Origin of the sequence: Thiorhodovibrio winogradskyi (genome assembly GCF_036208045.1) — a bacterium.
Taxonomy (GTDB): Bacteria; Pseudomonadota; Gammaproteobacteria; order Chromatiales; family Chromatiaceae; genus Thiorhodovibrio; species Thiorhodovibrio winogradskyi.
Genome location: NZ_CP121472.1, coordinates 81,945 through 99,250, shown reverse-complemented (window position 1 = coordinate 99,250; position 17,306 = coordinate 81,945). Strand labels below are relative to the sequence as shown.

Sequence of the window (17,306 nt, the reverse complement as noted above, 5' to 3'; positions counted from 1 at the left end):
CGCAGGCGCGGGCTTGCTCGTCATCGTCGCAGTCGAGCAGCAGGCGGGCGTCCCACAGCAACTGGTAGAGCAGGCTCGGCGAGCTGCGCGGCGATGGGGCCGTTTTGGTGGCTGGGTTCATCGACCAGACCGCGGGCATGGTGGCGGATGGCTTGGGCCGGGTCGCCGTGGCGCAGGGCGTGGTTGCCTTGGGTGAGGGCGGTGGGGGGCTGGGCCTGAGTCTGGAGTTGGGCGGAGGAGGCGTCAGGGGTAGGCATGAGCAGCTTTGGTGGCGCGGGCGGGTCGGCGTTTGCTCAGCCTTAGGTGTCCTTGGGATTGAAGGGGGGTTTGTACCCGTTTCAGCGCATTTTCGACATGCAGGTTCTCGCCCGTGGGAGCGGCTTTAGCCGCGATCACTTGCGTTTAGTCGTGTTTGGTCGCGGCTAAAGCCGCTCCCGATGACCACAGCTAATGCGTCTTACATTTTCACGATGATTTTCACGCCGGCAGTGCGTGGGGAGTGTAGAAATGCCGCAAGTGCTTGAAATGTATGGTCGGGGTGAGAGGATTCGAACCTCCGGCCCCTGCCTCCCGAAGGCAGTGCTCTACCAGGCTGAGCTACACCCCGATGGTCGGTTTTTGATAACCCTTGTGGTCAACAAAGGTTTCGGTGGCCTTGTGTGTGACTGATCCAGTCAAACGAGTCGTTTAGTAGGTTCGGCTGACGGCGAAGTCTGCCGTGGTCAGCAGCGCTTGCCGGTAGTCGCTTTCCGGTAGCACGGACAGCGCGTCCCGGGCGGACTGCGCGTGGCTTTGAGCAAGCGTGGCAGTATACTCCAGTGCTTGGGTCGCGACAATGGCGGCGCCAACTTGATCGATTTGCTCGCGACCGCCAGTTTCTATGGCTTTGCGCAGGATGTCGCGCTGTTGTTCGCTTCCGACTGCCATGGCGCGGATGACGGGGAGGGTGGGTTTGCCTTCGGCCAGGTCGTCGCCAATATTTTTGCCGATGGTCTCCTGATCAGAGCCGTAGTCGAGGGCGTCGTCGACCAACTGGAAGGCGATGCCCAGATTCAGGCCATAGGAAGCCAGTGCATCTTCGGTCTTCTTCGGGGTCTCGGCGAGGACGGCACCCAGGCGTGCGCCGGCTTCAAATAAGGTGGCGGTCTTGCGCTCTATGACTTCCATGTACCGGGTTTCCGTGGTGTCCGGATCATGGGTGTTGAGCAGCTGCAGGACTTCGCCCTCGGAGATGCGGTTGGTTGCATGGGCGAGGACGTCCATGACGCGCATCTGACCGACATCGACCATCATCTCAAAGGCACGGGAATAAAGGAAATCGCCGACCAGCACGCTGGCCTCGTTACCCCAGACGGCGTTGGCGGTTTCCCGATTGCGGCGCAGCTCGGAGCCGTCGACCACATCGTCATGCAGCAAGGTGGCGGTGTGGATAAATTCGACGATGGCGGCCATGTCAATATGGTGCGCGCCCTGGTAGCCGCAGGCCCGTGCTGCCAGCAAGACGAGAAGTGGACGCAGGCGTTTGCCGCCGCTGCCGACGATATAGTGTCCAATCTGGTTGATCAGCACCACGTCGGATTGCAGGCGGCGCAGAATGAGTGCATCGACGGCGGCAAGGTCATCCCTCACGGGAGCCCGAATACTGGAAAGATCCATTGAAACTTGAGAGGCTGATGGCGAATAACCTACGGGATGCTAGATGCGGCCGTTGCAACTGTCAACCTAAGAAGCCTCGTCTGCTCGAGCAGCCTGGGTGCAAACGAAGTAGGTGGCAAGGCATAATTAGAACGCGTGCGCTCGTCGCGCCCATCCCCTGTTCGCTGTGTCGTGCTGTTTTAGACAGCATTATTCCAGGATGATCCATTGAATGAACGCTGTCACCGAAGCCATCGAACCGCATGCATCGGCGATCGATATCGACCAAGCCGCGCGGGCGCGCCGCGATCAGGGCGAGTCAAACTCAAAACGCCAGGTCAACGCGCGTATTCGGGCGGCATGGCTGATCTGCCTGCTCTTGATTGCCTGCATTATCGCGGCTGGCACGGCCCAGCTGAGCGCTTCCCACCGTCTGGCCATTGCCAGTGCCACCGAACGTGCAACCGCTAAGAGCTTTCTGGTTGCCGAATGGGTGGCCAAATCATTCGATCTGCCCGGATACGTCTTACAGGACACGGTCAAGCGCTTCCGTCCGGATGAGTTGGTCTACCCAACCAATAACGCTGATTTGCATGAGCGTAAGACCGAGATGATTGTCGACAAAGCCGCTTCCGTGCCTAACCTGTTGTTCCTCGGCATGCTCAATGCTGACTGCGTGATCACTCACACATCCATCGGCACGAATCTTGGCTTGGATGCGCTAGAGCGCGGGCGCGAGTACTGCGCATTGGCGCACCGCGAACCTGTGGAGGATTTTAAGGTCAGCAACATGTTCACAGCGGTGACCAAGGCGATGAATGTCACAGCATCCATGCCGCTGTTGTCGCCCACGGGAAAGCTGGAGGGATTCGCCCTGGCGGGCCTGGATCTGGGTTTTTTCCAGCAGTGGCTGGATCTGGTCGAGCTGGAACCCCATAACGTCATCGCCATCTTCGACCTTAACTCGCGCCTGCTTGCCCGCAAGCCCCTAGTGGCCGGTCAGATTGGCCAGCCTGTCGAGGAAGAAAAGCTCAATGCACTGGCCCGTTCAGGCGCCGAGGCACTCTTTACCCACCGGATCGTCTCGCCAGTTGATGGTATCGACAGGATCTGGTCTCTGCGCAAAATTCGCAATCTGCCCTTTATCGTGGTCGTTGGCGAGGAGACCAGTACCGCCCTCGCGACCTGGCGACAGCAGTTGCTCCTCTATCTGGTCGGCGGCACCGTTCTGTGCCTGTCGTTTATTTTTGGCGCCTGGGAGTACATCCGCAATGTCCGCGATGCCGCCACCATGCGCGAGCTCGCCACAACCGATCCGCTGACTGGCCTTTCGAATCGCCGCCATTTCATTGAGGTTGCCGAGCACGATTTGGCCAGAACACAACGCACAGCCGCGCCTCTGACGCTAATCCTGGCTGATCTCGATTATTTCAAGCGCATCAACGACAACTATGGTCATCAAACCGGCGACCGCGTGTTGCGCGATGTGGCAAGCGTTCTCAATGACCTGAGTCGCAAGAGCGACCTGATCGCCCGATGGGGCGGCGAGGAGTTCGTTATCCTACTGCCCGGGGCAGCTCGGGCTGGGGCCATGGCCTTCGCGGAGCGGCTCAGACAATTGATCGCGACCCTCGAGTCCGTGCCCGGACAAGCTGTCACCCTGAGCCAGGGTCTGACCGCCTATCGCCAAGGCGACAGCCTCGACAGCCTGCTCAAGCGCGCCGATACGGCACTTTACCGAGCCAAGCACCGGGGGCGTGACTGCATCGATGCGGAATAGGCAAAGGGTGTGCGTCCACTGAAGACGGCCCTGAGCCCAGTAGGAATACGCATTTGGTGTGTGAAAAAAGCCGCCAGATTTTTCCCTCACTGGTTGTTGCTAGGAGCAACGTCCGCGCGTCGCGCAGTTCAATCAATGATCATTCTCCAATGTGCCTTTGATCGGGCTGACAGGATGGGCACCAGAAAGTGGTACGATGGTGTCGCCCAAGTCGGGCGAAACGGATTGGCGTGTTGCAGCGATAACAGGCTTGTGTGGCACGTTTGTACACCCAAAGGATGCCTGCACTGTCGTGAGTATGGCGGGTGATACGCGGGCCGGCGCCAGTGTTGCTGGCGAGTAGTTTGCTCGCGCTTTGGTAGAGCGCGGCCAATTGCGCATCGTTGATGGCCTTGAGTGGCATCAGCGGGTGCCAGCCGGCGAGGAAAAGTAATTCCGATTTGTACACATTGCCGATGCCGGCAGCAATGCGCTGGTCGAGCAGGATGTCGATCAATGGCGTTTCCGGGGCGGCCAGACAGGAGGCGCGCGCGGGAAGCGAGCGAAAGTCGATTTGCGGGTCGAGCAGGTCTGGACCGATGCGATGATTCAAGATGCGCTGGCGCAGGCTCTTGCCGTGCAGCAGTTCGACCTCTTGGGGGTTGAAGCAGACAAACACCCGATCTCCTGTATCGAGCACAATACCGGCGCGTTGGCGTGGATTTTGCCAGGGTTCTTCGGGCGCATAAGCGTGCCAACTGCCGCGCATGCCAAGATGACTGCGCAGGATGCGGTCGTTGCCGAAGGTGATGAACAGGTGCTTGCCACGGGCAAAAACGGCCTCAATCCGAGAGTCGGTAAGCGCGGCTTCGGGCATTGTTGGGATGACCGCTTGGCGCAGCTTCCGGCCACATAGTTCCGGGCGCAGATAGGCGGCGATCTTGAAAAGGGTATCGCCCTCGGGCATGGATTCGACAGCTTTGGGTTCTTGAGTCTGAAGAGGCTAGGGGCAACGATGAATGCAACCGGGTGGATGCTTATTGGGTGGATGCTTATTGGGCGGATGCTTATTGGGGAGACGCGATTTTCAAGCCGATGATGCCGATCAGAATGAGACCGACAAAAAAGAACCGGGCAAGGGTCGCGGGCTCGCTGAACAGTATGAGTCCAATGGCGAAGGTGCCGACGGCACCAATCCCGGTCCAGACGGCGTAGGCCGTGCCCATCGGGATGGTCTTCTGGGCAACTAACAAAAAAGCGCCGCTTGCGGTCATGCAGAGAACGGAAAAGAAGATCCAGCTCCAGCGTAGACCTGTCTCGGCCAGCCCTAGCTTGAGCCCGACAGGCCAGCCCCACTCAAAGAATCCAGCAATGATCAGGTAGAGCCAGGCCATCTTGGTGTTTTGCCATTAGGGTGAATCCATTCGCCCGCACGATTGATAACAAACTCAGCTGATGCGCGCTATCTGCTAGCTGTGCAGCCGGAACTGCTGGAGCTGATCGCGCAACACCTGGGCGAGTTGCTTGAGATGCTCGGTGGCCTCGGACATGCGCTCGGCGCCATTGGAGGTTTGGTCGGCGACCTGGCTGATGTTGACGATGTTGCGGTTGATCTCCTCGGCCACGGCGGATTGTTCCTCCGAGGCGCTGGCGATCTGTTGGTTCATGTCGGTGATGGTGCTGACCGCGTCGGTGATGCTGTCGAGCCCGGCGCCGGCCTCGACGGCCTTGGCGACTGACGCCTGGGCCTGCGTCTGACCGTGTTCCATGGCGCTGACCGCTTCCTTGGCGGCGGACTGCAGACGCTGGATCATCTGCTGGATCTCATCAGTCGAGCTTTGGGTGCGGCTGGCGAGGCTGCGTACCTCATCGGCCACCACCGCGAAGCCGCGGCCCTGCTCGCCGGCGCGGGCGGCCTCAATGGCGGCGTTAAGCGCGAGCAGATTGGTCTGCTCGGCCACGCCTTTGATGACATCCACCACTGCGCCGATCTGCTCGGCGTCATTCTCCAGGCGGGAGATAACCTGCGAGGCCTTTTCGATATCGTTGGCGAGCTGCTCAATGGACGCCATGGTCTGTTGCACGATGGTCTTGCCACGGCCCGATTCGGCATCGGCATTGTGCGCGGATTCGGCGGCGGCGGCGGCGTTACGAGCGACCTCCTCGACGGTGGCGGTCATCTGGTTCATCGCGGTGGCGACCTGATCGGTTTCCGACTGCTGCTGACGCACACCGGCGTGGGTCTCGTTGGTGATCTGGCTAACCTGGCGGCTGGCGATGTCGAGTTGCTCGGCGGACTGGGCGACCTCGCTGACCAAGGCTTGGATGCGGGCGATGAAATCGTTAAAGCCTTCCGCCAGGCGCTGCATTTCCCGATTGTTCTGCCTGGGCAGGCGGAAGCCCAGATCGCCGCTCTGCTGGGCCTCGAGCAGGGCATCGACCGCGGTATCGATAGGGCGCGTGACCATGCGATAACTCAGCCAGCCGATCAGCCCGATGATCAGGCCGCCAGCAATGATGACCAGCACGATCAGCAGAAAAATTTTGTTGCGGGTTTCGGTGCGCGCCTCGGTGAGCGGGCGGATGATCTCGAAGGCTCCGTGCATGTCGCCCATGCGCTTGCCGTCCATGCGAAAGCCGGTGATGTCAGTGCCGTCCGTGGTGCCCCAGATCTCCTGGCTGCGCGCCGGGTCGCCATGGCAGAGCAGGCACATGTGGCTTAAATAAACGGGCCGGAAGTAACGCACGGCGTCGAGTTCTTCATCGACGACATAATGCTCTTCCACATCGGGGTTATTGCGCAAGTAGTCGAGGACTTCGATTTCCACCGCATCAGGGTCGTTCTCGTCGTTGCGGGCGTTGCGCCTTGGGGTGCGGAACTGGAAACCGCCCTCCTCGGCCTTGGCCTTGGCGGCCTCCCAAGCTGTGATGACGGGGACTGTGGCGGCGATCCTGTCCCAGCGTTCCTCTTTGGACAAATTTGTGGACTCATGGATTTCGCGCAGTTTCTCGGCCGAGAACAGTCCCAGACTCCATTTCTCGTCCATGTTCTCGCGCATGGATTCAGTGAGCAGCAGCAGGTTGCGCGCGGCATGCACTTCGCTATCGACCGTCTGTTGAAATTCGTCCTTGGCGTAGATCACTAGGGCGACCAGGGCGACCAGGATCAATATGGCCGCGGTCGCGGCCAGAATACGAAAGCCGACGCTATTGATTGCTTTCACGGCAAGCTGTTCCTGCGATGCGTTAGATGAAAAGTCGGGTGGATCGAGCCGCGGCCAAAGCGTTCGGCGCAAGTCACGGGGAGAGGGGGGGAGGCACCCTGGGTAAGCAAAATGCCCCTTTGCCAGTCCGGTCTATTTTAGTACCACTAATAATCTCAAGGTAATTTGTCAAGGCTATGCATTCGCGCGGCGGCCGTCAAGTCGCTCAAGCTTGGATGGACTGGGCTGATGATACAGGCTTCCAGTCCAGGTGACCGCCAGCATGCCGCAGGGTTTCTAAGCAGAATGTTTTCCTCGTTGCTCGGGGTCCAAGGGTTGGTTTTCGCAAAGGTCGTGGACGAAAATCCTGGCTGCTACATCTCGTTGCGTAATTTTTTCCAGCGCTTCGTCGCCGCTGGCGGATTGAGCACTGGACGCAAGCGCTTGGGCTTGTTCCACCACATAGCGATGGTGAGTAAAGAGGATCACCTGAGTGTGGGCCGAGAACTCGGCCAAGGCGCTTAAGGTCGCGCGGGAGCGGCGGTCGTCGAACTGCACCAGAATGTCATCGACAATCAATGGCAAGGGCTCGGCTTGAGTGGCACGCTGCTCGAGCGTGGCCAAACGCAGTGCCAAGTAGAGCTGATCGCGCGTGCCGGTGCTGAGGGCGTCGATGTCGAGGCGTTCGCCGCTTGCGCGGCGCGCCACCAGCACGGGTGGTCCGCTCTGGTCAAAGTCAATTTCAACCGCGCGAAAGGCGCCGTCGGTTAGTCGCGCGAAATAATCGGCAATGCGCGGCAGCAAGGGGTCGCGGTGGCGCTCGGCGAAGCGGTCGCGCGCGTCTTGCAGCAGCCGCGCGGCGAAGCGGCGTTGCAGCCATTGCCGGGCGAGCCGCTTGCAGCGCGCACGGGATTGGGCGATTTGGGAGGCCAGATCGGCGGCCTGGGCGCTGCCGTCCATGGCGGCCAGTGCCTGCTGGGCGGCGAGCTTGCGCTCAATTGCGGCGCGCTCACGCGGGCGCAGCTCGAGCTTAAGTTGTTGTTCCAGGCTGTTGCGGGTCGCGCTTAGGGCGTCGCTCGCAAAGGCTTGGACTTCGGTGCGCAGTTCAGCCAAAGCGCGGCCATCGCCGGCTTCGCGCAGTTCGGACTGCACGGCAGTGAGTGCTGACTGGCATTCCTGCCGCTGACGGGCGCGGGCTTCGACCGCAGCCAGTTCCTCGGCGTTGGAACACTTGGCGATCTTGCACAGGCTCTGCAATGTGGCGCGCGCGCCGGCCTGGGAGTCCTCGACCTGAGCCAGATCTTGCTCGGCTTGTTGGCGCTGACTGTTGAGTTCGTCGCGGCGGCTGCGCGCCTCGCGTTCGCGGGCCAGACGCTGGCGCAATTGGCCGAGGGCCGGTTCGAGTTCTAGGGCCGCGAGGGTTTGCGCCTCGCCCGCGGGCGGAATGGGCGTCAGACGCGCGAGCAGGGCATGGGCGTGCTGCGTGAAGGCGTTGGCATCGGCGTCGATGGCTTGGATGCGCGCATCTAGCCCGGCCTGTCGATCAAGGGCGGCGAACAGTCCGGCGAGGCGCTCGAAATCCTCGGCCACCGCCTCGGCATCGCGCGCGTCTGGCAATTTCAGCTCGGCGAGCAGGGTCTGCCAGCGCTCTTGCCAGTCAGCGAGGTCTTGGTCCGCGGCACAGCTCTCGGCCTGCAGTTGTCGCGCGCGGGCGCGATGTTCCTGGCAGGCGTCGCTCAGGCGGGCATGGTCGCGCGCCTGGTCTTGCAGCTTGCCGAGGGCGCGCTCGGCCTGTCGCAGCAGCGGGCCGAGGCGGGGTTGGCTCGTATTGGTGGGAGCGCCCGGATCCCGGGGTTCAACCGGAGCCACGGGTTTGCCAGGCGGCTTGATGAGGGTCGCGCTGGCGCGGTCATTGCCTTCAGATGTGCCATCAGGCGTTGGTGTTAGCGCCAGGGTCAGCGCCAGGGTCAGGCGGGCGCGTTCTTGTTCGAGTCCACGCAGGCGTCGCGCCAGTTTCTCGCGCTGCTCGGCCTGCTCGATCAGCGGGCGCACCTGGGCGCGCCAGTCGCGCATCCGGGTGGGGGTGCCAGGCTTGATGTCGAGCGCGCTCCAGAGTGTTAGCCATTCCTGGTTGAGAGCCTCGGCTTGGGCATCGCGGGCGGTGGCTGCGCGTGCCAGGTCGGCTTCCTGGGCCTGGGTCTGTTCCAGCCGCGCCTGGATGGCGGCCTGTTCATGGACGCTGGCCGCCTCGCGTCTGAGCCGGTCGGCGATGCGGTCAGCGGTATTCTGGCTGGTTTCGAAGCGTTCGGACAAGGGCGCCTTGTTGTCTTCGGTGTTCGGCGACAGGGGGCTGTCGCCGGCTTCTCCAGGGATCTGATGGGCGGGGATTTCGAGGTAATCTCCTGCCGCATGGGGGCCGCCGAAACACCAGGTTTTGATACGCTGCCACAAGGCATCTCGCTGGGCGCGTGTCGCGGCGAGCTGCGCTTCGGTGGGGATCTCCCCGCCCAGCCGCAGCGCGCGCAGGCGCTCGCTCGAGCGCGCCCGCTCGGCGCGGGTGTCGGCCAGGGCGTCGGCAATGCGCCCGGCTTGCTGCGTCAGCTCCTGTTCGCGGTCAATGAACGTCTGGATCTGTGACGCGTTCGGCAGGACGGCCTGACACAGTGTCAGCAGATCCTGCTGCCAATAACCGGCGGCGGCCAGGCTGCGCTCGGCCTGGCGTTGGAGATTGGCCGCTTCGGCTGTCAGCTCGGCGATCTGGCGGTCGAGGTCTCCGGCGCGACGGGCGGCGCTGACGGCCTCTTCCAGTGCTTCGCTGGGGGGCGGCGTTGGGCACTCAGCCAGGTGGGCTTCACGTTGGGCGAGTTGCTGTTGGAGATCACGCAGAGATTTCCGCGCGAGGGTGGCGGCGGTTTTGAGCCGCGCACCCTCGCTGGCCAGCTGCTGGGTGGCGCGCTGCCGGGTAAGCAGCGGACGCAGACTGTCGGCTTGCTCCAAGGAGAGGCCGGGACGGGCCAGGGTCAGGATACGCGCCGCTTGCTCGCGCTCGGCGTCGCGCTGGGCGACCAGTCCGGGACGGTCGCGCGCGGCTTTGCGGTAGCTGCCAAGGGCCTCAGTCAGGGCCTCGATGGCATCGGTCTCGATGAGCAGGCGATCATCGACCGACAGCTCGGCGCTCTGCTGGCGCAGGCGTGCCAGGCGGGTTTCTATTGCCGCACGCTGGGCCGCGCTTTCCTGCAGCTGGCGTTCGGCCTGCTGACGGCGCTGGCTGAAGTCCTCGGGCAGGTTGGGACAATCGCCCAAGACCGTGAGCTGGTGGTTGAGCTCGTCGACGCGCGCCAGCAGGGGTTGGGTGCGGCGCACGCGTTCAAGCTGGCTGCGCTGGGTCTCGGCGCGCAAGATCTCCGCGGTGAGTTGGTTAAGTTCTTGCTCGGCCTCGGTCAGGCGCTGCGCGGCCTCGGCCCAGTCGCGCGCACCGAGAGCACGGGTTTTGAGCGCGCGCTCAAGCTCGCGGCAGTGGGCCAGTTCCTGATTGAGCAGCGGCTTGGTCGCCTGAGGGCGGAAGATGTCATGGGCCTCGCTGTCGAGCTGCTGGGCCAGAGTGCGCAGATTCAGGCGACCCATGCCGGCGCCGAAGAGCGCATCGGCCGCGGCGCCATGTTCGGCGAGGAGCTCCTCGCCACCGCTGACCAGGCTTTGGTGGTCGATGCCAAACAGGCGGCGGAAGGTCTCGGCATCAATGCCGCCGAGCATGGCGTGAAGCTGATTCTCGGGCAGAGTGGTCGTGTCCGCGCCCTGGTCCGCTCCGAGTAGCGTGTTCTTGCGGCCCTTGCGGCGGTAGCCCTCCCATTCACGCCCGTCGCGCGCGCACAGGCGCGCACCGATGCGCAGGTCGCGCGACCTGTGAAGGAAATCATCCCGGCTGCGCTCGGGGATACCAAATAGCAGGCCATGCAGGGCGCGCAGCGCGGAGCTCTTGCCGGCCTCGTTGGGGCCATGAATGATGTGCAGGCCCTCGCGGCCAGCGCTCAGGTCAAGCCAGCAGTTGGTAAAGGGACCGAAGGCTTGCAGGTGGAGGTTGAGCAGGCGCATGCGGGATTGGTTTCAGCGCGGGTTGGCTGTGGGCGGGTCGCCCAGGCGCTCAAGCAGCAGGGCATGGGCATCGCGCAGGCACTGATGCAAGTCGCCGTCTTGACGGGTGAGGCTGGCCGGACTGAGATCCAGTGGATCGCTCTCGCTGGTGAGACTGGCCGGAAGTTTGCGCTCAAGATCGGCGACCTCTTCAAGCAGCGCGGTGGTGAGGGAGGTCGGATCGTCCAATGACGCATTGAGCAGACTCTCGGGATCGGCGAGGGCCTCGCCCAGTGGGCTCGATGGACTTATTGGGCTCGGTGGGCTCGGTGAGGCTTCATCGGGCGTGTTGACATGGGTGGCGGAGGCGATTACACGCGGGCGCTCGGTGGCGATGACCAGTTTCTCGATCCAGATGCCGCGGCCGCCGCTGTCGAGTGCCAGCAAGCGGCACTGGTTGAGGAGTTCCTCGGCACGGGCGCGCAGTTCGGCATCTTCTCGGGTGCTGCCGTGCAGGCGCAGGCGGATCGCCAGCAGTCGGCCATCGGCGGCATCCAGCTCTGTGCGCAGGGCGCTGGCGATGCGCTCCTCAAGCTGCTCGCGCTTGATGCCGTCATCAACAGCGATTTCGCACAGCGCCCAGCGCATGGCGTCAAGCGGGTGGTGTTCCACTGCCTGCACCTGGCCCTTGTCGATGCGCACCAGGGTCGCGCCCTTGACGCCAGTTTCGCGCGCGTGGCGGCCCTGAAGATTGCCGGGGAAAACCACCCAAGGATCTTGGCTCACCACTTCGCGTTGGTGCACATGGCCAAGTGCCCAATAATCGTAGCCAAGTCGGCGCAGGTCATCGAGCCGGCAGGGGGCGTAGCTGGCATGCCCCGGGCGGCCGTCAAGCGAGGTATGCAGCAAGCCGATGTTAAAGGCGCCGGGTTCGGCCGGCGGATAGCCGCGGGCGAGATTCTGCTCAACCTGGCGGCTGGGGTAGCTCTGGCCGTGAAGCGCCAGTCCGGCGGATTCCAGCCGAATACTGCCCGGCCGGCGGCTTGGGAACAGGTGCACATTGTCCGGCAGACGCAACTGGCGGCTGATTTGACTGGCCGCGTCATGATTGCCTTGCACCATGAAGACCGGAATCCTGGCCTCTTTGAGGCGTGTCATCTGGCCGGCGAAGAAGAGTCCAGTGTTATAGTCGCGCCAGTCGCCATCGTAAATGTCGCCGGCCAGCAAGAGGGCATCCACGGCTTCGTCCAGCGCCAGCTCGACCAGGTGCTCAAGCGCGCGGCGGGTGGCGCCGCGAATCTCATCCACCGGCGCCCCTTCGTAAGCTTCGAGACCGGTCTGGGGGCTGTCGAGATGCAAATCGGCTGCATGAAGCAAGTTGGGCATGGCTTAAAACTGATATTGCACGCGGGATTTCAGACGACACTGTTGAGCCTAGTGCCAGGCGGTGATTTCACGAGGCCCTAATCATACATCTAACAATGACCGTCTTTTAATACAACAACCTATCGAGTCTCAGGCTCAGGAGCCACAAGAATGCAACAACCACCTTCCCCATCCGGCGCATCAGCGCCGAAAAACGCACTGCGCCTGAAAGAGAACGCGGCGAAAGTCGTCAAACTCTACGACCCACGCACCTGGAAGGAGAAAGGGCTGTGGTGGACTGCTGGACTCTTTACACTTACCGGCGCTGTGCTCATGGTGCTGACTGGTATTTATTGGTCGCGCAGCCCTGGAATGTTCGACGTAGAGCAGCACGCGTTGATGAAAGCCGACGGCGATCAAGTAAAACTCGTCCCCGGCTATGTGATGACAGCCACCACCATCGGTATTGGCGAGACATTACTGGATAAGCCCGGTGGTTATATCACCAATGACAAGATGCCGCCCGGGGTCTATCTCGACAACATCAAGAACTGGGAATTTGGCGCCCTGACCGAACTGCGCGACCTGGTGCGGGCACTGCGCAATGATTTTAGCCGTTCGCAGACCCAGTCGACCGAGGATAAAGACCTGCAACTCGGCGAGCCGCAGTTCCATTTCAACTCCAACTCCTGGATTCTGCCCTCGACCGAATCGGCCTATCGCGAAGGTATTAAGTACCTCTCCCGTTACTTGGATCGCCTGGCTGACACCCAAGAGCGCAGCGCTCAATTCTACAGTCGCGCGGACAATCTGGCCGCTTATCTGGCGGTGGTCGAGAAACGTCTTGGTAGCTATGCGCTGCGACTGGCGGCCAGCGCCGGGGAGATGCGCCACGATACGGATCTCGCCGGTGATTCAAACGCATCCAAGTCGACCCCCACGCCCTCTGAATCCCTGGTGAAAACATCCTGGTGGGAGATTGACGACATTTTCTTCGAGTCGCGCGGCTACTGCTGGGCCCTTTTGCACACTTTGAAGGCGGCACAGATCGATTTCCAGCAGGTCCTTGAGGGCAAGACCGCCGAGGTGTCCTTGCGCCAGATTATCCGCGCACTCGAGAACACCCAGAAGCCAGTCTGGAGCCCGCTGATCCTCAATGGCACCGGCTTTGGGCCCATGGCAAACCACTCTTTGGTGATGGCGTCTTACATATCGCGTGCCAACGCGGCCATTATCGACCTGCGAAACCTGCTTGAACAGGGCTAGGGGCCATCGCTGTGTTGCTCCGTGTGGCTCCGTGTGGCTCTGGGGTGTCATGGGGGGCGCAGTGAATGCCTTGTAATATGAGAAAACAAGTGATCTGGAAGGTGATAATAATCCTGGACAGCCAGAGTGGAACAAGGAGGGCAGTTCCACCCGCTTTTGCGTTATGCTGCATTTGGCACATGCATCTTCCGCTGCGACTCTCTGCCATACGCGCTAGAATTCAGGCATGACATTAAAGCTCCCGCGTTCCTACAAGTTGCTGCTCTCGCTGGCGCTAGTGATCGGCCCCATCACCTGGCTGATGTTCACCGAGGATGGCAAGCGCCGCAGCGATCTGTTCCTGCTGCATATTCTTGGCAATCCGAGCTTTAATATCGCCTATGACAAGCTCTCTCCCGCAGTGACCGAGGCGGTGATTCGTGCGCAATTCCCTAAGGTCGACTTCCAATGCCAAGCAGTGGAGACGCCGATTGGGGACAGGCTGTGCGCGGCCAAGATCGCATCTTTTAACGGTTTGCCGGCGCGCTCCACGCAGCTTTACTTTGCTGGAGAGCAGCTACGCATGTTGCAACTCGGCTTTCGTCGTGTCTATCACGAGATGCTCGAGCGCTCGCTGCGCGAGGGACTTGGCAAGCCGCTGGAGGAGTCGACCGCGCGGCAGCCGGTGCTGGTTTGGACCACTGACTTGGGTGGGCAAGTAATGCTACCGGCTGATCGGCCAGAGGCACGCGAGGACGCGGCACTGATTTGGCTGGCACGTCCTGACTGAACCGGGACCACCCGTGGGGTGCAACACATGGGACTGACGCCTGGTCGCGTTTAGCTGCCAATACCAGGTTAGGTTGCCAGCTATCCGTGAGGCGCGATTTGCATTCCCGGAAGCTCCGGGCATCGGGTTAGAATGACTGACGGCGGGCTTGTTCGAGTCGATCCCGCGGATGGGAAAGAGAAGCTCGCCCGTCAAATAACAAAGGAGGCGCGGCTGTGCCAAACCGGGATAATACCCCGGAGCCGGACCGCGGACTGAACCAAAGTTGCGTTGATTTTTCCGCGGATGCACGCCGCGCGCCCCTGGCGCCGGGACGGGCTCATGCAGATACCGGAGGATGGATAATGTCTTTACTCAAAAAACTGGCACAGGCCGTGCTGATGCTCTTCATCTGGGGGCTTGCGGGTGGGGTGTTTGGCGCTGTTTTCGTGTCCATGCGCTACATGCTGGGCGATCTTGGTTTCGAGAGCTGGTATCCCCTGCTGATCGGATCCTGTGCCGCCGCCATGACCACGGCAGCACTCTATAGTGCCATGTTCGTCGCGCTGGTGGGCGCCGCCGCCGGTGTCTTGGCCTCGATTGCCTACCTCATGCTTTACCTGCAGGTAGTCGATTTGGCGATCATCACCGGGGTCGCGGCCGGAGCCGGTCTGATTGCCGGGCTGTTTTTCAATCGCGGTCCGGAGGCCAATGCGCGCGCCTTTGGGGTCACCTTGACTGGTCTACTGGCTGGAGCCGGCGCTGGTCTTGCCATTTCCATCGTCATCGCGCTGCAACTCTATGCCAAACCCATTGACGACATGGTGGTGGTGGCCGGGGTGGTGGCGCTGGTCGGCACACTCTTTCAGCTCAACCAGCACTGGATGACGCGGGGGTTTGCCGGTTGGCCCTGGACGCGCCTGGGCGGTCCACTGGTGGCGGCATGGATTGCCGGCGTGGTGGGTGTGGGTGTTTGGCTGATGGTCGGCACCACCTCCGCTGGACTGGAGCTGGATGCCGGCAGCAGCCTCAAAGGTCTGTTCGAGCAAATTCCAACCGGATCACTCGGCGGTGCCGTCGGTGGTGCTGTCACTGGTTTGTTGCTGGAGCTGCTGGGCTTTGGTCTGGCGGATGAAAAGCACGACATTTAGCGCGATTTAATCAACACAATACCCCGGCGGCCACCCTCTAGGGCGGGCTCATCCGCCCGTGTGGCCGTGGGGCTGTCGTATTCCTGATCGGTACCCGCAGCACCAGTCGCGGGAATGACCCTATGAGCCATGCCGGACCGGGGCCGAGGCCTTGCTTAATGCCTGGCGCAGATTGGTCTCAAGCTGGGTGAGTTCCACAGTGGCGGCGGCACGCGCGCGGCGGCCCTCATCGGCAATGCTCAGACTTTCCTCGATGGTGGCGATGAGCGCCTGATTGGCCGCCTTGACGGTTTGGATATCAAAGACTCCACGCTCGATTTGCGTGCGCGCCTGGGCATTGGCCTGCTTGAGGTTCTCGGCATTGGCCATCAGGAGTTCATTGGTCAAGTCGGTCGCGGCCTTGACTGTCTCGGCCGCGCGTCCGGAGCGAAAAATAGTAATCGCCTGGGCGAGTTGCTGGCGCCATAGCGGTACTGTGTTAACCAGCGTGGAGTTGATTTTGTTAATTAGCCCCTTGTCGTTTTCCTGCACCAGGCGGATGCTCGGTAGCGACTGCATGGTCACCTGGCGGGTCAGGCGCAGGTCATGCACCCGGCGTTCAAGATCATCTCGCGCGCCACGCAGATCGCGCAGATTTTGCGCCTTGACCATGTCCTCGCTCTGACTGGCCTCGGCTTCCAGTGCCGGGATGGTGTCAGTGTCCAGCTCAGCCAGCTTGGCATCCCCGGCAGCGATATAAGCCTCCAGCTCGCGAAAATAGTCCAGATTGGCGTCATAGAGTCGGTCGAGCGAGACCACATCGGTCATCAGGCGCGTCTTGTGGCGATCAAGCTCCATGCTGATGCGCTCGATCTGATCGCGCACTTCTTCATACTCCTGCAAAAACTTGCGCACCTGTTTGGTTTTGCCGAACAGGCGGCCCATCAAGCCACGCTTGGCGTTGGGGTCGAGCGCTTCGATATCGAAACCGCGCAGTTGCCCGACCATGTTGTTGAGCGCATCCCCCGCGGGGCCTGTGTCCTTGGTGCGCACGCCCTCCAGCATCTGCTCGGAGACCTGGGTGAGCTGTTGCTGGGCCTTGGCGCCGAAGTGCAGGATGGATTGGCTGTCGCTCAGGTCGAGTTCGGCGAGCAGGTGTTTGATGTCGGCCGATGCTGGAATGGATGCTGGGGTGGGCGCTGGAGCGGTCTGTATCGGGGATGGCGCCGGTGGCGCTTCGTGCGTGGCTGGCGGGGATGTCGTGAGCTGTTGTTGGGTCGCTTCAGTCATGATGTGGTCTCCGCGCTGTGTTGGGCGCGCTCAATGCTTTTGTCAAAACGTTTCAAGTTCGGATTCGTGCCCGCACTTTTATTGAATACTTGCCCTTTACTTTGAATCAGCTGCTTCCTATAAACCTATCGGATAAAGCGAATCGGGTAGGCCGCTTCAGCCAGAGGGTCCAATTCATGATGGTCGGTTGTCAGTAATTCGCCACCACAAAGCTCTGCCAAGCTCAAGGCAATGCAATCGGCCAGCGAAATACGACACCATCGTGCTTTAATTTCTCCGGCTCGTCGCAAGAGAGGGAATCCCAAAGCCTGATCAACGGTAACGTCCCAATGCGCCAGTTCTTCGACCAGAGCTTCAAGTTGAGCCAGAGGGTCGCGTCGCAGCAGATCGTAGTAGATTTCGCAAAGATTGATGGAATGAATTCTTGCCTGTGTTTCCGGCGCGACTAAAATTTCCAGCAGCGTCTCGGCGCCGGGTTCCTGCTGTTGCATGGCAATGACTGCACAGGCGTCCAGGATGTAGACGCGACCAGTCAACTTTTTTGCTCCAGCGGGCCGTTTTCCAGTGCGATTTCCTCACGTTTGCGCGCGGCGAATTCCTCGCTTGAACTTTGCCTGTTGCGCCAACGCGCTCGCATTTCATGCAGATAGCTTGCCCTCTCCGCGACTGTCATATCCCTCAGGCTCTTGATTGGCATTTTGATGGGAGCACTTTCACCCGGTCCGTCCGGCAGCACGGTGACCAGAACCCGTGCGTGATTCAGGTTGGCCAGCGGTTCCTGTAAGTTGATGGTGCCGTGATGATAAATGCCTTCAACCGTGGTTAGCATAAGGTGCTCC

General features: G+C 61.5%; 14 protein-coding genes and 1 tRNA gene. 4 read left to right on the top strand and 11 right to left on the bottom strand.

Going from position 1 to position 17,306, the window contains the following annotated elements; all coding sequences use genetic code 11:
- Positions 1 to 20: 20 nt before the first annotated feature.
- The 3 genes from Thiowin_RS00410 to Thiowin_RS00400 form a co-directional block, all read right to left on the bottom strand.
- The gene (locus Thiowin_RS00410) at positions 21 to 257 is read right to left on the bottom strand and encodes a hypothetical protein (protein WP_328985787.1); all 237 of its coding nucleotides are present in this window, start codon (positions 255 to 257) and stop codon (positions 21 to 23) included.
- 273 nt (positions 258 to 530) lie between these two features.
- Positions 531 to 607: transfer RNA gene (locus Thiowin_RS00405), tRNA-Pro, on the bottom strand.
- 80 nt (positions 608 to 687) lie between these two features.
- Positions 688 to 1,656 carry a polyprenyl synthetase family protein gene (locus Thiowin_RS00400; RefSeq protein WP_328985786.1) on the bottom strand — a complete coding sequence of 323 codons (969 nt, stop codon included), beginning with the start codon at positions 1,654 to 1,656 and terminating at the stop codon, positions 688 to 690.
- Between the two features lie 211 nt (positions 1,657 to 1,867).
- On the opposite strand from Thiowin_RS00400, the gene Thiowin_RS00395 reads away from it, so the two are divergent.
- A complete protein-coding gene (locus tag Thiowin_RS00395) occupies positions 1,868 to 3,415 on the top strand; it encodes a GGDEF domain-containing protein (RefSeq protein ID WP_328985785.1) in 1,548 nt (515 codons plus the stop codon).
- A 139-nt stretch (positions 3,416 to 3,554) separates the two neighbouring features.
- On the opposite strand, the gene Thiowin_RS00390 is transcribed toward Thiowin_RS00395, so the two are convergent.
- The 5 genes from Thiowin_RS00390 to Thiowin_RS00370 all read right to left on the bottom strand — a co-directional run bounded on the left by Thiowin_RS00390 (position 3,555) and on the right by Thiowin_RS00370 (position 12,054).
- Positions 3,555 to 4,361, bottom strand: coding sequence for a DNA-formamidopyrimidine glycosylase family protein (locus tag Thiowin_RS00390; protein ID WP_328985784.1), 807 nt, complete (start codon positions 4,359 to 4,361; stop codon positions 3,555 to 3,557).
- Positions 4,362 to 4,461: 100 nt separating this feature from the next.
- Positions 4,462 to 4,788, bottom strand: coding sequence for a DMT family transporter (locus Thiowin_RS00385; protein ID WP_328985783.1), 327 nt, complete (start codon positions 4,786 to 4,788; stop codon positions 4,462 to 4,464).
- A 75-nt stretch (positions 4,789 to 4,863) separates the two neighbouring features.
- Complete coding sequence (locus Thiowin_RS00380; RefSeq protein WP_328985782.1) at positions 4,864 to 6,618, bottom strand: methyl-accepting chemotaxis protein; 1,755 nt, start codon at positions 6,616 to 6,618, stop codon at positions 4,864 to 4,866.
- 276 nt (positions 6,619 to 6,894) lie between these two features.
- Complete coding sequence (locus tag Thiowin_RS00375) at positions 6,895 to 10,689, bottom strand: ATP-binding protein (RefSeq protein ID WP_328985781.1); 3,795 nt, start codon at positions 10,687 to 10,689, stop codon at positions 6,895 to 6,897.
- A 12-nt stretch (positions 10,690 to 10,701) separates the two neighbouring features.
- Positions 10,702 to 12,054 carry a metallophosphoesterase family protein gene (locus Thiowin_RS00370; protein ID WP_328985780.1) on the bottom strand — a complete coding sequence of 451 codons (1,353 nt, stop codon included), beginning with the start codon at positions 12,052 to 12,054 and terminating at the stop codon, positions 10,702 to 10,704.
- Positions 12,055 to 12,204: 150 nt separating this feature from the next.
- On the opposite strand from Thiowin_RS00370, the gene Thiowin_RS00365 reads away from it, so the two are divergent.
- The 3 genes from Thiowin_RS00365 to Thiowin_RS00355 all read left to right on the top strand — a co-directional run bounded on the left by Thiowin_RS00365 (position 12,205) and on the right by Thiowin_RS00355 (position 15,198).
- Positions 12,205 to 13,299, top strand: coding sequence for a DUF2333 family protein (locus Thiowin_RS00365; RefSeq protein WP_328985779.1), 1,095 nt, complete (start codon positions 12,205 to 12,207; stop codon positions 13,297 to 13,299).
- Between the two features lie 226 nt (positions 13,300 to 13,525).
- Positions 13,526 to 14,068, top strand: coding sequence for a hypothetical protein (locus Thiowin_RS00360; protein ID WP_328985778.1), 543 nt, complete (start codon positions 13,526 to 13,528; stop codon positions 14,066 to 14,068).
- A 344-nt stretch (positions 14,069 to 14,412) separates the two neighbouring features.
- Positions 14,413 to 15,198: a spermidine synthase gene (locus Thiowin_RS00355; RefSeq protein WP_328985776.1), complete on the top strand. Its 786-nt coding sequence runs from the start codon at positions 14,413 to 14,415 to the stop codon at positions 15,196 to 15,198.
- A 120-nt stretch (positions 15,199 to 15,318) separates the two neighbouring features.
- Here Thiowin_RS00355 and Thiowin_RS00350 read toward each other — a convergent pair whose 3' ends face one another.
- From Thiowin_RS00350 to Thiowin_RS00340, 3 genes are all read right to left on the bottom strand, one after another.
- Entirely contained in the window at positions 15,319 to 16,467 is a 1,149-nt protein-coding gene (locus tag Thiowin_RS00350) for a toxic anion resistance protein (RefSeq protein WP_328985775.1), read from the bottom strand.
- Between the two features lie 125 nt (positions 16,468 to 16,592).
- Positions 16,593 to 17,003, bottom strand: coding sequence for a PIN domain-containing protein (locus tag Thiowin_RS00345; protein WP_328985774.1), 411 nt, complete (start codon positions 17,001 to 17,003; stop codon positions 16,593 to 16,595).
- On the bottom strand, positions 17,000 to 17,296 hold the full coding sequence (locus Thiowin_RS00340; protein ID WP_328985773.1) for a hypothetical protein: 297 nt from the start codon (positions 17,294 to 17,296) through the stop codon (positions 17,000 to 17,002). Before Thiowin_RS00340 ends, Thiowin_RS00345 begins: the two co-directional genes overlap by 4 nt.
- Between the last annotated feature and the right edge of the window lie 10 nt (positions 17,297 to 17,306).

What these genes read in the sequence shown, in the direction of transcription:
- Thiowin_RS00410 (WP_328985787.1), bottom strand. Translation starts at nt 257, where the DNA reads ATGCCTACCCCTGACGCCTCCTCCGCCCAACTCCAGACTCAGGCCCAG.
- Thiowin_RS00400 (WP_328985786.1), bottom strand. Translation starts at nt 1,656, where the DNA reads ATGGATCTTTCCAGTATTCGGGCTCCCGTGAGGGATGACCTTGCCGCC.
- Thiowin_RS00395 (WP_328985785.1), top strand. Translation starts at nt 1,868, where the DNA reads ATGAACGCTGTCACCGAAGCCATCGAACCGCATGCATCGGCGATCGAT.
- Thiowin_RS00390 (WP_328985784.1), bottom strand. Translation starts at nt 4,361, where the DNA reads ATGCCCGAGGGCGATACCCTTTTCAAGATCGCCGCCTATCTGCGCCCG.
- Thiowin_RS00385 (WP_328985783.1), bottom strand. Translation starts at nt 4,788, where the DNA reads ATGGCCTGGCTCTACCTGATCATTGCTGGATTCTTTGAGTGGGGCTGG.
- Thiowin_RS00375 (WP_328985781.1), bottom strand. Translation starts at nt 10,689, where the DNA reads ATGCGCCTGCTCAACCTCCACCTGCAAGCCTTCGGTCCCTTTACCAAC.
- Thiowin_RS00370 (WP_328985780.1), bottom strand. Translation starts at nt 12,054, where the DNA reads ATGCCCAACTTGCTTCATGCAGCCGATTTGCATCTCGACAGCCCCCAG.
- Thiowin_RS00365 (WP_328985779.1), top strand. Translation starts at nt 12,205, where the DNA reads ATGCAACAACCACCTTCCCCATCCGGCGCATCAGCGCCGAAAAACGCA.
- Thiowin_RS00360 (WP_328985778.1), top strand. Translation starts at nt 13,526, where the DNA reads ATGACATTAAAGCTCCCGCGTTCCTACAAGTTGCTGCTCTCGCTGGCG.
- Thiowin_RS00355 (WP_328985776.1), top strand. Translation starts at nt 14,413, where the DNA reads ATGTCTTTACTCAAAAAACTGGCACAGGCCGTGCTGATGCTCTTCATC.
- Thiowin_RS00350 (WP_328985775.1), bottom strand. Translation starts at nt 16,467, where the DNA reads ATGACTGAAGCGACCCAACAACAGCTCACGACATCCCCGCCAGCCACG.
- Thiowin_RS00340 (WP_328985773.1), bottom strand. Translation starts at nt 17,296, where the DNA reads ATGCTAACCACGGTTGAAGGCATTTATCATCACGGCACCATCAACTTA.